Source organism: Pantoea phytostimulans, from assembly GCF_046118715.1.
In the GTDB taxonomy this organism is placed as follows: Bacteria; Pseudomonadota; Gammaproteobacteria; order Enterobacterales; family Enterobacteriaceae; genus Pantoea; species Pantoea phytostimulans.
On the sequence record NZ_CP173698.1, the window covers coordinates 2,517,226 to 2,532,515 of the forward strand.

10 protein-coding genes are annotated in these 15,290 nt (G+C 46.4%); 4 read left to right on the forward strand and 6 right to left on the reverse strand.

Going from position 1 to position 15,290, the window contains the following annotated elements; all coding sequences use genetic code 11:
* Position 1: 1 nt before the first annotated feature.
* The 4 genes from ACF2G4_RS11685 to ACF2G4_RS11700 form a co-directional block, all read right to left on the reverse strand.
* Positions 2-1,426 carry a diguanylate cyclase gene (locus ACF2G4_RS11685; protein WP_409074867.1) on the reverse strand — a complete coding sequence of 475 codons (1,425 nt, stop codon included), beginning with the start codon at positions 1,424-1,426 and terminating at the stop codon, positions 2-4.
* Between the two features lie 268 nt (positions 1,427-1,694).
* A complete protein-coding gene (locus ACF2G4_RS11690; RefSeq protein ID WP_409074868.1) occupies positions 1,695-3,170 on the reverse strand; it encodes a SulP family inorganic anion transporter in 1,476 nt (491 codons plus the stop codon).
* Complete coding sequence (locus ACF2G4_RS11695; RefSeq protein WP_409074869.1) at positions 3,167-3,802, reverse strand: carbonic anhydrase; 636 nt, start codon at positions 3,800-3,802, stop codon at positions 3,167-3,169. The genes ACF2G4_RS11690 and ACF2G4_RS11695 overlap by 4 nt, the downstream gene beginning before the upstream one ends.
* Positions 3,803-4,384: 582 nt before the next feature.
* Positions 4,385-5,194 carry a 5'-nucleotidase, lipoprotein e(P4) family gene (locus ACF2G4_RS11700; RefSeq protein ID WP_215845538.1) on the reverse strand — a complete coding sequence of 270 codons (810 nt, stop codon included), beginning with the start codon at positions 5,192-5,194 and terminating at the stop codon, positions 4,385-4,387.
* A gap of 109 nt (positions 5,195-5,303) precedes the next feature.
* On the opposite strand from ACF2G4_RS11700, the gene ACF2G4_RS11705 reads away from it, so the two are divergent.
* Positions 5,304-6,011 (forward strand): polyphenol oxidase family protein, encoded by a 708-nt coding sequence (locus ACF2G4_RS11705; RefSeq protein ID WP_409074870.1) that lies wholly within the window; start codon positions 5,304-5,306, stop codon positions 6,009-6,011.
* Positions 6,012-6,129: 118 nt separating this feature from the next.
* On the opposite strand, the gene ACF2G4_RS11710 is transcribed toward ACF2G4_RS11705, so the two are convergent.
* Positions 6,130-6,831: a response regulator transcription factor gene (locus tag ACF2G4_RS11710; RefSeq protein WP_215845537.1), complete on the reverse strand. Its 702-nt coding sequence runs from the start codon at positions 6,829-6,831 to the stop codon at positions 6,130-6,132.
* Between the two features lie 598 nt (positions 6,832-7,429).
* Here ACF2G4_RS11710 and ACF2G4_RS11715 point away from each other — a divergent pair.
* The 3 genes from ACF2G4_RS11715 (at position 7,430) to ACF2G4_RS11725 (ending at position 14,161) form a co-directional block, all read left to right on the forward strand.
* The gene (locus tag ACF2G4_RS11715; protein WP_409074871.1) at positions 7,430-11,050 is read left to right on the forward strand and encodes an ATP-binding protein; all 3,621 of its coding nucleotides are present in this window, start codon (positions 7,430-7,432) and stop codon (positions 11,048-11,050) included.
* A gap of 136 nt (positions 11,051-11,186) precedes the next feature.
* Positions 11,187-11,810, forward strand: coding sequence for a LuxR C-terminal-related transcriptional regulator (locus tag ACF2G4_RS11720; RefSeq protein ID WP_409074872.1), 624 nt, complete (start codon positions 11,187-11,189; stop codon positions 11,808-11,810).
* A 323-nt stretch (positions 11,811-12,133) separates the two neighbouring features.
* Positions 12,134-14,161, forward strand: a complete 2,028-nt coding sequence (locus ACF2G4_RS11725) for an FAD-dependent oxidoreductase (protein WP_409075972.1) — start codon at positions 12,134-12,136, stop codon at positions 14,159-14,161.
* 3 nt (positions 14,162-14,164) lie between these two features.
* On the opposite strand, the gene rlmG is transcribed toward ACF2G4_RS11725, so the two are convergent.
* Positions 14,165-15,283: a 23S rRNA (guanine(1835)-N(2))-methyltransferase RlmG gene (gene rlmG / locus ACF2G4_RS11730; protein ID WP_409074873.1), complete on the reverse strand. Its 1,119-nt coding sequence runs from the start codon at positions 15,281-15,283 to the stop codon at positions 14,165-14,167.
* Positions 15,284-15,290: the final 7 nt, after the last annotated feature.

Sequence of the window (15,290 nt, forward strand, 5' to 3'; positions counted from 1 at the left end):
TTCAGGCAACGTTGCTGGTGAATTCGTGTTTAGCGTTCACCGGTGACGTCTGATTACGGCCATTACGCTTTGATATATAAAGATTTTTATCTGCCGATGAGATTAAACGATTGGCGAGGCTTTGCCATTCACGCTCTTCGGCAGGTCTGTCTAATGCCAGTCCAAGGCTAACGGTGACGGTGACAGTATTCCCATGTAACCAGAACTTCTCTTTCACCATCGTTTGGCGAATCGCCTCGGCTAATTTGTAGAGCTGATGTTGGTTTTGATCAAAGAGCACAACGACAAACTCTTCGCCACCAAAGCGACAAATGTGACCTTCATTACCGACTACGCGCTGCATACGCCGAGCGATCTCTTCTAATACTTTATCGCCTGCATCGTGGCCAAAATTGTCGTTAATTGCTTTGAAATAATCGACATCTAACAAGATCACACCCATATTGCGATCCGCGCTAAATTTCTCTTGTTTCAAACTTTCATACAGACCCGAGCGGGAGAGAAGTTGAGTCAGGAAATCATAATCGGCCCGTAACGCTAAACGCTGGTTGAGTTGACGGATAGCATCCATGCTCACCGCAACGATTAATGGGCTGAGCGCGACGGTGGCGACCCCTAAACGTGCCGAGGTGAGATGACTTAGTGGCAACAAATTTTCGTTGCCCTCAATGTTCATTACGCCATGTGAAACCAATATGATTTCAGCGATGCCCGTGATTAAAATCACCAGACTCGTCATCGGAACGGGCAAGGCAATTGCGCACCATATCAATGCGGGAACCGGAAACGTCAGGCTACCTGCCCCACCCATCATTGCGCCCAGGCCTAATGATAAAATCACAGCAATCACGGGCGAAATTTTGTTGATCTGTAAAAGATGGCGAAACGACGTAGATTGCCAGTGACGAATCAACAAACAAGGCAGCAACATCGCGCCAGTAGAAAATTGCTCACTAAACCAATCCCCCCAAGCGGTAGCCAGTTGCATATTAAATTTCCCTTCTTGCGCCAGTGCGCCCCAGGTTGCGCAGGCAAAAGCAGCCAGCAAACAGGCGGGAAAAATACGCAGCGCGTGGGTAATGCGTTCGCTGCCGGATTGATCCTGAAAATGTTTTATCAGCATCGAAACCGCAACCAGAACAAACAGAATATTGGCAACGTTGAGCGTAAAAGCAGGAAGTGCCCAGCCAGAAAAAACGGTGTCGTTAAAAACCATGGCGGAGAAACAGGCGAGGTAATAACGCGCCTGATGCAAAAAAGGATTGCGTACCATCAACCCGGCAATCAGGGCGTTTACGGGCCAAAAAAGTGACAGTTCTTCTGGGATCCGCAAATGACTGCCGACAAAACAAAACAGCAGTGTGATGAGAAATAGCGAAAGGATATTTTTTTTAAAATTGTGCTCTTCAAACAGCTTAACGCGCATACGTCTGGACCTTGTACCAGGAACACTTGCTGTACACGCCAATATAGAGGTGATTGGCGTCAGAATAATTAAACGCTATTCGCCACCGAAGTTATCCTTTGAAAAGCGCAACTTCATGACCTTACTTCGAAAAAAAGCAGAATTCGATGCAGGTTAAGCCTAACGGCAGCAAGAAACGGCGCCAATTATGCGCCTTAAATAAAAAAATCGGCTATCCGAGATATCCGATTTTTTCTTATGTAATGCCTTTTTCAGCGGCAGTTTATGACTATTTTACTGCTACCGGCCACTGACTAAGTCGAATGCCTCGTTTATCCGCATTATCACCAAAATCCTTCAGCACCGCTTTGACATCCGGATCGATGTATTCAGCATTATCGTTGTCGACAATAAGCACACTGTTCTCTGGTATCTCATCCAGCAACCCTTGCAGCTTAGGGTTGTGCATAAAAGTCAGGTTTTGCTGAAAGCGTAAAACGTAGTGATCGTCATAACGTGTAAGTTGCAGTGCATTATGATGACTTTTATAGATGCTGCACAAAATTTGCGTGGCGATACCGATGCCAATTCCTACCAGCATTCCCAGCGTAATGATGCCGACAATAGTTGCCAGGAATGGCACATATTGTTGCGGCCCCATGCGGAATTGTTCAATAAAGAGACGGGGTGTAGCCAGCTTATAACCGGTATAGAGCAGTACCGCAGCCAGGCTCGCCAATGGAATCGCATTCAGCATTTCACTGAACCACAAGCCGCAAATCAGCAGCAAAGCGCCATGAATAAAGATCGACAGCTTGGTTTGTGCACCAGCACTCACATTGACCGAGCTACGCACGATCACGGCGGTGATTGGCATTGCACCTAAAAAGCCGGCTGTCAGATTACCAATACCTTGAGCAAACATCTCTTTATTCGGCGAAGGCGCAGGGCTTTGCGAACGCAACTTTTTCAACGCTTCCTGACTGAGTAATGTTTCAAGACTCGCGACCAGCGCTAAAGTCACTGCCACAATCCATACCTGCGGATTTTGCCAGGCCATCCAGTCCGGTGTTTCGAGTTGACTCATTAACGCAGATACACTGTCGAAAGCGGGTAATGAGATACGCGGTAAAGCGCCAGCAAGGTCGGGAAAAAAACGTCCACCGAACACAGTTGCCAGACAACCAAACAACACTGCGATCAGCGGTCCGGGAATCCATGCCAGCGCTTTAACGCTTTTCACCACCGATGTCGTCCAGAACCAGAGAATAACCAAGCCAATGGCGGCTACTGCCATCGCGGGTAGCGAAAATGTCATCTCGCCATTGACCACGGAAATGAGCTCAGCATCGCTTGAGGCGCCAAGTGCTACCGGAATTTGCTGCATGATAAGCAAAATACCGATGGCGGCGAGCATGCCTTTAATCACGCTGCCTGGCACCAAAGAAATAAAGCGCCCGGCTCGCAGTAATCCTAGCAGGCACTGCATCGCGCCTGCGATGATCAATGCGGTGAGAAAGGCAGAGAAACTGCCCAGCGAGGCCATCGACGCCACCACGATAGTGACAAGTCCCGCCGCAGGTCCACTTACGGCAAAGCGCGATGGACTCAGTGACGTTACCAGCAGACCGCCAATAACGCCGGTCAGTAAGCCGGCAAATGGGGGTAATCCACTGGCCTGCGCAATGCCAAGACAGAGCGGCAATGCGACCAGAAAAACCACTAAACCGGCGGGTATATCCCGGCGCAAGGTATCAAGGTTCATGGTAAAGGCTCCTCTGCTGATTGCTGAATCAACTCTTTCAAATGGCCTGATTGCAGATCGTAAACGCAACCAAACACAGCCAGTTCCTGGCCCGACTGCCAGGCTTTACGTACCGGTTCTACTGCTACCAGATGGGAGAACTGGGCGATAACATTGGCTTCAACTAAACGATTGAGCTTATCCATTTCATTTTCATTTGAAGCGCTAAGCGCGCTTAGCCCATGTTTTAAATCATTACGTAACGTTGCAATGCGTCTGGCTAATGCAGAGTTCTCGTCTGCCAATGGACTTTCGGGCAAATTCAACGCAGCCTGAACCCCGCCACAACCATAATGTCCGCTCAATACGATGCGCTTTACGCCAAGATAGAAAATGGCGTATTGCAAGACGCTCAGCAGGTTGTCATCGTTGGCAACCACCATATTGGCAATATTGCGATGAACAAAAAGCTCACCTGGATGCGACCCGGTTAATACTTCCGCCGGTACGCGACTGTCCGAACATCCTATCCATAATGAATGCGGTTTTTGCTGATGAAGATATTTTTCGAAGTAATTTGGATTGCGCTGGCGGCGCTGTAATGCCCAACTGCGATTTTTCGCTAATAAGGGTTTAAGTGTCGTCACATTCATCTTCTCTTCACGGCCGGGAATATCGGTTCCAGGTAAAACACGGAGTAAATCAGCTCACCTAATAATGTTGAGCCGTATAGAAATAAGCACTGCATCACAGAAAAAGGTTATAGACGCTAATGATTCAGATTGCACCATTAATGATTCAAGTAATTAAAATACAATTCCAAATGTAAATAATAATTCAATTAATGTCAGCGACAGGTAAAAATCATTAAGCGCCAAACAGGAAGCAAGCAAAAAGAAATAAATAAAAAAAACTTTAAATTCAATAGATTGAAAGGGATAAAAGGCGAAAAGGTATTTTTACTATTGACGTAAAAATACACGTACTAATTATAGCGCTATTCATTACGGGCAATAATGATGCGCTAGTGTTAGGAATACTCTTAATTATAAAAACTTACCATTAGCGAGATGCACTGGGTAAAAACCGGTTTACCAAAATTTTATGCTTGAAGTGCGTTTAATTTAAAGCGAGAGATAGGTATTTTAATTTGCAGGGATATAGTGACGCAGAAAAGTAAATCAGATCCACTTTTTAGAAGAGCCTGAAGAGCTCAGGCTCTTTTTCTTGACGAATTATTTACCGTTCCAACTTTCTAGTCGTGATGCGCGTGTCGAAAGCTGCTGCTCAGGCGTTAACTTATTGTAGTTTTCAGCCATTCCGCTTTCCCAGTCACCGTAAAGCGGATTGGGCAATACAATAAACTGCGTACCAAAATGTTGATGATTGAGGTTCACGAATTCACGGCGTTGTTGATTACCTTGATGCCAGGTTGCACCGCCAAAATCATTCAGGTTATCGCCAATATAAAGTGCCACGTTGTAGCCTTCATTTTTAATGGCATCAAAGCGCGCCTGCTTATTAGATGTTTCGGTATTCAAACGCACGGTTTTCTCGCTCACGCCCGTAAAGCCCAATTGCTGCATGTTGGCCACGGTTGCAGCGTAATCCCGTTGATCGCGGTTAGAGACATAAAACATTGTGCCGCCGTGGCTGTTAACGTAACGCGCAAACTCAACCGCGCCAGGAACTGCTTTAGCCTGCTTTGCCTGCGTCCATGCTGACCAGGTTTTTGCTGTAAAAGGTTGATCCCCTTTCGCCTGCCAGGCGCTATAAGCGCTGTTATCCAACATGGTTTCATCTAAATCGACAATCACTGCTTTAGGTTTACCCGTCAGAGAAGGCGCATGATCAAATGCCAATCGTGCGCTGTTAAACGCTTGCCAGGTCAACGCTTCATATTCACCCGATTGCTGGAACCAGTTAACTGCTGATACTGTTTGTTGGTTAAGCTGCTGTTGTGCCTGGCGTTGAGCGGGTTGCGCGCAGCCAGTTAGCAGCAGCGCCGTTATGCTGGTAACAGCGAAAATCGCTGAAGTTTTCATCGTTTCATCCTTAAGGTGTGAAAGGTCAGTTTGCGTAAAGCTTCAAAAATGTAGCAGTTAACGTAAGCTGTGGGCAGCAGAACACGCGCCGTTATGACAGGAGATTCTTATGTCCGTGAACCCACGCTCACCGTTGCTTAATTCACTCGGTTGGGTCGATTACGCTTTTCAACCTGCAGGAATGCCACCACCCGCCGATGCGGCTTACGGACATCAGCGTCACAGTGCGAACGTGGTTTTAGCGAGTCAGAACTTCCCCCCCAAGCGTTGTGAATCCGATGGTGTAATTGCCACTGATGAAAGGCCAGTAGCGGTGTATACCGCAGACTGCTTACCGGTGTTAATTGCAGATGCTAAACAGCAAAACGTCGCTGCGGTACATGCAGGTTTGAAAGGTACGCTCAAGGGCGTGCTTTATCGCACAGTAGAAAAGCTCTGTGAATTGGGTGCGACGCCACAAAGTCTTTACGTTGCTATCGGACCCGCTATCGCGCCCTGTTGCTATGAATTGGGGGAAAGCATGCTGGCAGAAATCGAACGAACAGAGGGCGTGCCGCAGCACATAAAGTGGCATCAATCACAGCCGAAAAATTCTCATGCTCAACGCAAACAAGCCAATCCCCAACAAAACGGAATTTGGTTTGATCTTCCTGAGTTAGCGAAGCAGATGTTGATTCAGGCGGGCATCCCGGACAGCCAAATCGAGAACGTTAACATTTGCACTTACTGTATGGCAGAAGCAGGTTCAAGTTATCGCTATAACACGCATTTTAATAGTGATTATCAATCACGCTTCTCGTGGATTCGACGGAAATAAAAAGGGCGTACAGAGCCCAGGTACTGTCAATAAATTGGCAAATCTGTTATTCAAATTTTTAACGAGGTGACTGCTTTATGGGCAGCGATTCGCCTGTTGCCTCTCGCTGCCGTTAGGGTTAATTGCCAGACATGAGGTCATGGCTATATTTGAATAATTCTGAGTCTGAACGTAATCCCAATTTTTTGAGTGCCGACTGCTTTTGGCCACTGACAGTTTTGCGACTCCGTTTAAATTTTACCGCGATTTGTGAAACACTTAACCCGTCTAAAAAACAGCGGACAACTTCAACTTCACGCGGGCTCAGAAGTTTGACCTTCTCATACATATTGCCTTTGGTGCCCAGATCGAAATTTTCTTGCAGCGCTTTTTCATTCACTACATAGAGATGTTCAACTTCGTAAGCGACTTCCTGGGAAAGATACAAGCGCCCCTGAGCGACCTGCCGAATTGCATGAATAATTTCCTGCATTTTGTGACTCTTGCCTATAAAGCCTTTTACCCCAGCACTAAGCACCATTTTGACAATGGCAGGGCTCTCCATTGAAGATGAAATTAAAATGTTTTGATCCGGATAATGATTTCTTAATTGTTTCACTAACGCTAAACCGTCTAACTCGTTCTCACCAAGTAAGAAATCAAGTACCAGTACATCAACAGTGGATTGCTTAAGTTGATTAAAAATTTCGCCGCTGGATCCCCACGTTCCGATTAATTCTATGTCTGCTTCTTGTTTCAGACACATCTCAAATACAGTGCGGACCATAGGATGGTCATCTAGTACAGCAACACGTACTGGCTTGTTGTGGGCGTTCATCATTAAATTCCTATTGTTACAGTGAAACCACTCACCCCTATTTGATAACCACACCAATTGAAGCGTAGAAACTTCTTAGACTAAAATTCTCCGGGAGGATTTCGGCCTTTGGAATAAGGAAACAGACATCTTAAATAAAAATAAAAAAATAAAAGCAACTCAGCTTTCATTTCTTATTGGCGTCATTATGTACAAACACGCCAATGCAATAACCCAACAGCCTGCTACATCTTATTTACAAATAATAACCGCCCGTTAGGAAAATCTTTACTGATTGATTTATTTATAAAACCCAACAAACAGATGCTAAATTCGCCGCATAGCTGATGAAAGAAATTCTGACGCAGAAAACAGACAAGACCACACAAGACATTTCTTAAACATGCAATTTAAGCAGCAATTTTATTGCCACAGCCTATCAATTATAATTTTTAACGCAAGAAACGCCCATCCTATAACAGTAATTTGAGAATGGTCGCAAAAAAGCCTAACAAATGAGAAAGCGCTCATAATTTCCTTAGAACTCCTTATAATCACGCCCCATTAGTTATTCAAATCTTTTAATAGCTTAATTTATTCTTTCATATAAAGAGAAACCGCTGTGTATAAGCAAGTTATTTTCTCGCTGCTGTTCGTTTTTGTTAGCGTAATGCTTACGGTGCTGGACACGCATGCTGCGTTACGTCCGCTGCAATTACAGCCCGGATACGACAATGCTCAACCGATACTGCACATGCCTATTTCTGTGCAGAGGGAAATTAAGGATAAAACGGTCAAAGTCGCTATCGCCGGGAAGCCACAACCGCCTCTTTATATGGATGCAGATAGCCGACGCTTTGAGGGCATTGCAGCAGAATATCTTTCACTGTTGCAAACCATGCTGGAAATTGATCTTGAGCTTTATCATTTTGAAACCCAGGAGGAAGCGTTACGCGCAGTTAAGAGCGGTGAAATGCAGCTGATGGCCCTGTATCAACCTCAGCAAACGCCAGAAGCATTACAGCTCATCGCCGGGCCGCCATGGCTGCTGGATTACAGTGTTATTGGCCAAATCACGGCAAACATGGACTCTTCCTCGAAAGACGTAGAGACGCTGGCCTGGACAGGTAGCGAAACATTAAATACTTCGTTGCTGCAGAAATTCACTGCCCTAAAATCTCAACATTATCCCAGCCAGTATGATGCCGTAGCAGCCGTAATTTACAACCAGGCTGACAAGGTATTGGGCAACGCAGCCACTTTAACTCATCTCAATCACTATTTTTTTTCCGATGCCTTAACGCTTTCACGCCATGAAAACTCGGTCCCGTTGAATGTCAGTTTTGGTATCAGCCCACATTTCCCCGAGTTGGCAGAAGCAGTGAATCAAGCAATGTCTATGATTCCCTTAGCAAATCGTATGCAAATTGCTAACCGCTGGCAGCTCAATTCACGCCATGTCATGCAGAGCAATCCGCTGGGATTAACACCGGAAGAGGAGACATGGCTGCAAATACACCCCTCTATTTTGGCAACCATGACAACAGAGTTAATGCCACTGATAAAACAGGAAAAAGATCAGCAGTCGCAAGGTATGGCACAAGACTTATTAAACATGCTCGCACACCAAGGAAATTTAACCTTTATCACTTCAGGGCCCACTGTTCATGATTCACGCCAGGCTCAACTGCCACGCATTAATCCGTTAAAAATCATGGAGAAAACGGATAAAGATCCAACAGTATTGACGCGTCCTTGGTTGGTTTCACATTGGGTTGTTGTCACGCGAAAGGCAATAAAAGAAAAGCAAAAGAGTGCATTATCAGGCCGTAATCGCGTTGCCGTTCTTAAAAACGAGACCACACAAGCGTGGTTAAATGAGCAATATCCTAGACTACAGATTTTACCGATTGAAAAACCACTTGAGGCACTTAATGATTTAAAAGCGCAGAAAATAGATGCCGTAATCTTGCCAAAAATCTTTGCGGATTATCATCTGCACAACCGTTTTTCCAACGTGCTAATTATCGAGAAAGCATTAGATGTTGAGGCTGCACGTTTCGTCATGAGCGTTGATAAAAAGCATCCTGAATTAGTGTCAATTCTCGATAAAGCTTTACTGGCCACGCCACCCCAAACGTTATTCAAGCTGCTGGCAGGATGGCGTCAGGCCGAAACGCCCTTATTAATCACCTCATGGCAAAATTATAAGCAAACCATTTTACTGGTAATCACTATTTCTGCCGGGTTAATGCTGCTGGTCATTCTGTGGAATTACCATTTACGTCAGGTCATTCAAAAGCGAACCCAAGCTGAAAATGCCCTGAAAAATCAGCTTAATTTTACTCACACACTATTTAATGATTCGCCTGTTGCCATGTGCATTCGTGACAAGCAAATGCGGCTGGTTGACTGCAATAAAGCTTACCTCCGCTTTTTTAATGTCGATGAGAAAGATGTGCTAGGTAAAAAGCTTTCAGACATTATTGATAGCAATAATGCGATGATCGACAGCATTGAACAAAGCTACCAGCAAACTTTACTCAGTGGCGAAGTGGTTATAAGCGATATTGAAGTGAACGTTGAGGAACACACTTACTCGCTCTATCACTGGACATTGCCGTTCCGCGATCGGCTTGAAGAGGTTGTGGGTGTTATTGGAGGTTGGGTTGACGTCAGTGAGCGCAATGTTTTACTTCGTGAACTGCAACTGGCAAAAGAAGAAGCTGAAAAAGCTAACCAGTCTAAAAGTGATTTTCTGGCCAGTATGAGTCATGAAATTCGCACCCCACTCCATGCCATTATCGGTCTGCTGGAAATGGAGAACCGCCAGCATCCTGAAAACCTATCAGAAAATGTAAAAGTTGCTTATGGATCCGCACGCGCGCTGCTGGCCTTGTTAGGCAACATTTTGGATCTTTCTAAAATCGAATCAGGGCTTCATCAGCCGACATTAGAAACCGTTTATTTGCCCGATGTGGTCAATAAAATCGCAGCGCTTTTCTACGCCAAGGCGAGCAACAAAAAATTACAGCTTCTGTGCGAGATCGATGTCAATACAGGCTGGATCAAAACCGATCCGCTTATTCTCAATCAAATTCTGTCCAATTTATTAAGTAATGCGATTAAGTTCACCGATCAAGGCGCGGTCAGCATCGTGCTAATACAGGGTATTGACGAAGAAGCCGGCTACGGTGAATTTGTCGTTGAAGTCAGTGACAGTGGCTGTGGGTTAACCGAAGAGCAGCGACAGGCGATTTTTGAGCCCTTTGTCCAGGTTGGATCGCGTCAGCAGCAGCAACTGGGAACCGGATTAGGCTTAAGTATTTGTCGCCATCTGGCCGACCTGCTGAACGGAGAGCTTCGCGTGGAGAGCGAACCAGGGGAAGGATCCGTTTTTTCTTTCGCCTTTCGCGCTTCGCATAGCCAGCCCTCAGAATTTGTTTTCCAACCTGTCGACGCGTCGCCTCATCCAGAACAGTTATCGATTTTGATCATTGACGATCATGCACCAAATCGTCTGTTGCTGGGTAAGCAACTGGAATTCGCCGGTCATCAAGTCATGGTGACTGAAAGTGCCTCGCAGGCGTTAGCTGTGTGGAATGAAGATCCGCAGCGCTTTGACTTGATCATTACCGATTGCAATATGCCCGGCATGAATGGATTCGAATTTGCCCGCGCCTTACGTAAAGAAGAAGCTGAACGCGGCTTAATGCCCGCTACGCTTTATGGGTTAACTGCATCGGCTGAACGTCAAACCATCCAGCGCTGCCTTGACGCCGGTATGGATGACTGCTTATTCAAGCCGTTGGATTTGGGAGCGCTGCAAAATTATCTTACTCGGTGCACCCATAAACGTTCAGGTGAACCCGCGTCAAAACAGTTCATTTCACCACCGGTGAAAGCACCAGGAGAGGCAAACTACACACCACTTTTCTCTCCTCTGCTGACACAACTTGCTGAAAAAGATCCTGCCGGATACCTAATGATGCTGCAAAGTATTCAAACCAGCCATGCAACGTTGCTGAAGGCGATACAACAATCCACCGATCGCGATACGCTCTCAGAGTTAGGCCATAAGCTAAAAGGCGGCGCACAAATACTTAATGCTACCGTGCTTGAACAATTGGGGCGTGAGCTGGAAAACAATCGTACAAACGAGGTTGCGTTAGCGCCATTAATTGAAAACATTACGAATGAAATTAAAAATATCGATCAACAACTGATTAACTCTCAAGGGTGATGCAACTGAGTTAGTTGTAAAATAATAATTTTTTATCGGGACATTTCTCGATTCATAAAATTAAACTCAAGGAGATAATATTTTAAAAATATATAATCCCTGGCACCCCTGATCGTGCCAGCGGAAAGGGGAAGTTATGTTTAATGCAAAAATACTCATCGTCGATGAGCATCGCTTAGTTTCATCGGGTATCCAGGCCCTATTATTAATGTCTGGTTTTAAGTATGTCGACGTTGTGAATACCGTTAACGATGGGATAAACGAAGTAACCCATCATCACGTTGATATTGTGATTCTTGATCCTGAGTTTAAACATAATAATGGCATTGCCTTTTTACGCGACATCGTAAAATCAAAGCGATACATTAAAATAATCTTGTTAAGTCAAAGCAGTAACGAAAACTTGATTATGCAATCTGTTCTCAACGGTACTAATGGCTTTGTCTCAAAACATGAGCACATCCAAACACTGATTACAGCCATTAGTTGTGTCTATAACTGCGTAGACTACTTACCGGTCGAACTGGTTAAACGTAAAAAAGATTATTTAGGTGAACAACATTTACTGTCAAAATTAACCACACGGGAAATGTTGATTCTTCGCCAACTGGCCATGGGGAAAAGTAATAAAATGATTGCGAGTGAACTGGGTTTACACAACAAAACCGTCAGTACCTATAAAACAAAAATATTCCAAAAACTTGAAACTAAAAACCTGGTGGAAATTATCGAGCTGGCTCGCAGGAATGGAACCTGTTAGGTCATTAATTGAGACAGGTCTTGCTGAATATTATCAGTTAACAGATTATCATAAATCATACTGATTTATTTCAGTGTTAAAAACCAGGTTATATTGAAAACAGGAATTCATTACAAACAGAGCTAATCTTATTAGCCGGTCTTCATGCTTTTACAGGGTTCTGAGTATCTTCCCGTGCCTGTACGACAGAAATCCACTTCTGTCGCCTGCGACTCAGAACCCTGCTCTTTTTTGATATCTCTCACAACCTCATATCGTCGCCCTGTTGTTTAATGCAGAACTCGCTAAAGTAAACTCATCCGACCACTTACTTGAGAGTGATGATGACTGAGCGCAATGCATCTTATCCCGCATTATTTTCCCCACTGGATTTAGGCTTTACCCAGCTAAAAAACCGTTTCCTGATGGGTTCAATGCATACCGGGTTGGAAGAACATGCTGAAGGTGCGGCTCGGCTAGCTGCATTTTATGCCGAGCGTGCACGCGAAGGTGTTGCGCTGATTGTCACCGGCGGCATTTCACCCAATGCACAGGGGGTTGGCATGGCACATGGCGCCCTGCTGACTCATGAAGATCAATGCGCCTGGCATCAGCAAATAACCGAAGCTGTTCATCAACATGACGGGAAGATTGCCCTACAGATCTTGCATACGGGCCGCTACAGCTATCAAAAAGATTTGGTGGCCCCCTCTGCTCTTCAGGCTCCTATCAATGCCTTTACCCCCAAAGCGATGAGCGATTCAGAAATTATGCAAACCATTGCAGATTTTGCCCAGTGCGCGCGCCTCGCCCAACAAGCGGGCTATGACGGTGTGGAAATCATGGGTTCGGAAGGCTATCTAATAAATCAGTTTTTGGTTAAACACACCAATCAACGGGACGATCGCTGGGGCGGCGATTTCAATCAGCGCATGCAGTTCGCACTCGCTATCACACGTGCAGTCCGCCAGGCAACCGGCGACAGCTTTATCATTATTTTTCGTCTGTCGATGCTCGATCTTATTCATCAAGGCAGCTCTCTGGAAGAGACGTTATTACTGGCCCATGAACTTGAGCAGTGCGGCGTGACACTCTTCAATACCGGTATCGGTTGGCATGAAGCACGCATTCCCACCATTGCTACTTGTGTACCGCGGGCCGCTTTTGCCTGGGTGACCAAGCGTCTGCGCGCCCATGTTTCTGTACCGGTGATCACCACCAACCGTATTAATCATCCTGACGTCGCTGAACAACTTTTGCAGGATGGCTGCGCGGATATGATCTCGATGGCGCGCCCGTTTCTCGCTGATGCCGCCTTTGTCAGCAAAGCACAGCGCGGCGAACCAGACAGTATTAATAGCTGCATTGCCTGTAATCAAGCCTGTCTCGATCAAATCTTTGTCGGGAAAGTGACCTCTTGCCTGGTGAATCCACGTGCCTGTCATGAAACACTGATGCCCGTGCTTGCCAGCGAAGCGCCGAAAAACCTGGCTGTTGTGGGCGCGGGTCCCGCAGGCATGGCGTTTGCTTTACAGGCGGCACAGCGTGGTCATCAAATCACCCTTTATGAAGCCGCATCTGAAATCGGTGGGCAGTTCAATATCGCTCGCCAAATCCCCGGTAAAGAAGAATTCAATGAAACGCTGCGCTATTTCCGCCACCAATTAGCTGCGGCGGGTGTGACAATAAAAACTGCCTGTCGAGCGGATATCGCGCTGTTAAAGGATGCTGATGAAGTGATTTTAGCGAGTGGTATCAAGCCGCGTACGCCGCTAATTCCAGGCATTAATCATCCTAAAGTGCTCACTTATCTTGATGTAATTCAGGATAAAAAACGGGTCGGAAACCGTGTTGCGATTATTGGCGCAGGCGGGATTGGTTTTGATACCGCAGAATATTTATCGAATCCCAACGGTGAAGAGACCTTGAGTACCTTTTTTGCCGAGTGGGGAATTGACCGCAGCCTGACGCAACGCGGCGGACTGACCGCTCCGCATCCGCATCCGCATCCGTCAACGCGTCAAATCTGGCTGTTACAGCGTAAAGCGGGTAAACCCGGTGCAACACTGGCGAAAACCACGGGTTGGATCCATCGTGCCAGCCTGCAAGCTCGCGGCGTACAGATGTGGGGCGGCGTTGAATATCTATTGATTGATGATGAGGGTCTGCATATTCGGCGAGAGGGAGAAGTGGTGCTGTTACCCGTTGATAATGTGATTATTTGCGCTGGGCAAGAGCCGCAGCGCGAGCTGGAAGCTGCGCTGCGTGAAAATGGGAAAACGGTAAGACTGATTGGCGGTGCTGATGTCGCAATGGAGTTAGATGCGCGACGCGCCATTGCACAGGCCACACAACTGGCATTAACAATCTAAAATTTAACGCATTTTTACTGCACGCAAGATAACGAACTTTTGATTCGATGCCACCAGGGTGCAGTTGCCAAACAGTTTTTTCAACTTATGGTGATAATCGAGGTGGCGATTACCGACAATCCGCAGTTCGCCGCCATATTGCAGGCAACGTTTGGCATCACGGAACATTTGCCATGCCAGATGATCGGTAACGGCGTGCTGCTGATGAAACGGCGGATTGCACAACACCGCATGTAAACGGTCAGAAGGATATCCACTCAACACGTTATTCACGCGGAACTGGCAACGCGCCAGATCGTCTGGACGATTGATCTCTACGTTCAGGCGGCTGGATTCAACCGCCATGTAGGACTCATCCAGGAAATGCACTTCAGCCTGCGGGTTGCGTTCCAACGCCATCAACCCAATCACACCGTTGCCGCAACCTAAATCAACAATTTCACCTTCAATGTTCTCAGGCAGATGCTGAACAAACAGTCGCGCACCAATATCCAAAGAGGATCGGGAAAAGACGTTGGCATGGTTGTGGATCTGGTAAGGCGTATCATCCAGCGGCCAAACGGTCGTGAGCGGCTGCTCACGTAAAGCGGGCTGAGTAAAGGTGCTGTAAATCACTCGCGCTTTTTTCCACGCCAGCGAGGTTTTGGTTTCACCAATGATCTGCTCAAACAATTGCAGCGTCGAATTGTGAATTTCCTTGGCACGCGCGGCAGCCAGAATTACCGTTTCCACGGTAATTACCTGACGTATTGCACGCAGCTGCTGCTCCAGCAAGGCCAGCGTTTTAGGTACCTTAATCAGTACCGCCGCGGGCGCGGCAGGCAATGTCGCAAGGCTATCAAGGAAATGGACTTCACCATCATCAAGTTCATTAAGAATCAGGTTTTGACGCGTCGCCTGCTGGCTTAGCCATGAATCGCTGATATGCCAAACCGGACGGGGATTCAACGCACATGTCAGCGCACCGAAGCTGTCGTTAAATACCAGTATCGGACCTTCTGGCAGCGCCTGCTGCAAAAGGTATTCATCAGCCGCATCCCAGGCTTGTAACGGACTTTCGTCACGCATCTGCGGGAAACGATGCAGGATCAGTGTGCGATCGTTCAGTTCAAGTTGGCTCATGAATTCT